The organism is Rhodococcus olei (assembly GCF_039540555.1).
GTDB lineage: Bacteria > Actinomycetota > Actinomycetes > Mycobacteriales > Mycobacteriaceae > Rhodococcus_G > Rhodococcus_G olei.
Genome location: NZ_BAABFB010000101.1, coordinates 1 through 566 on the forward strand (window position 1 = coordinate 1; position 566 = coordinate 566).

The window sequence follows — 566 nt, forward strand, 5'->3', positions numbered from 1 at the left end:
GCAATCTTCAATACCCGGCACATCCGCCGCCACGGGGATCCCGTCGGCGGCCAGCTCGCTCACGAGCGGGTAGAGCCTTTTCCCGGCAGGTTCGCCTGCGACAGGTACGCGGCGGCCCGGCGCAGGACCTCGTTCTCCTGCTCGAGCAGCCGGATCCGTTTCCGGGCTTCCCGCAGCTCGGAGTTCTCGCTCGCAGTGGTTCCGGGCTTGATTCCGTCCTCGACGTCGGCGGCCTTCATCCAGTTCGTCAGGCAGGACTCGCTGATCCCGAAATCAGCGGCGATCTGCTCCAGCTGCTGGCCCGGCTCGCGGTGGCGAGCCACGCGGACGACGTCGTCACGGAACTCCTTGGGATACGGCTTCGGCACGGGTACATCCTTCCAGCAGTGCCTCCCGGCACCACAGATCAGATGTCACCTATCCGTGCAGCAGTCCCGACCGTGTCGCCGGCATCCTCAACACCCTCGATCCTCAATACTGACAAGCCCGAGAACACCGTGATCCACCCCGGGTTTGCTGGAGGCTGTCAGGGTGTTACTCCCACGGGTGGTGAGAGCGCGTGTTCA

1 protein-coding gene is annotated in these 566 nt (G+C 65.0%); it reads right to left on the bottom strand.

The features are described from left to right. Window positions 1-59: 59 nt before the first annotated feature. The gene (locus ABD951_RS28495; RefSeq protein WP_345353640.1) at window positions 60-368 is read right to left on the bottom strand and encodes a transposase; all 309 of its coding nucleotides are present in this window, start codon (window positions 366-368) and stop codon (window positions 60-62) included. Between the last annotated feature and the right edge of the window lie 198 nt (window positions 369-566).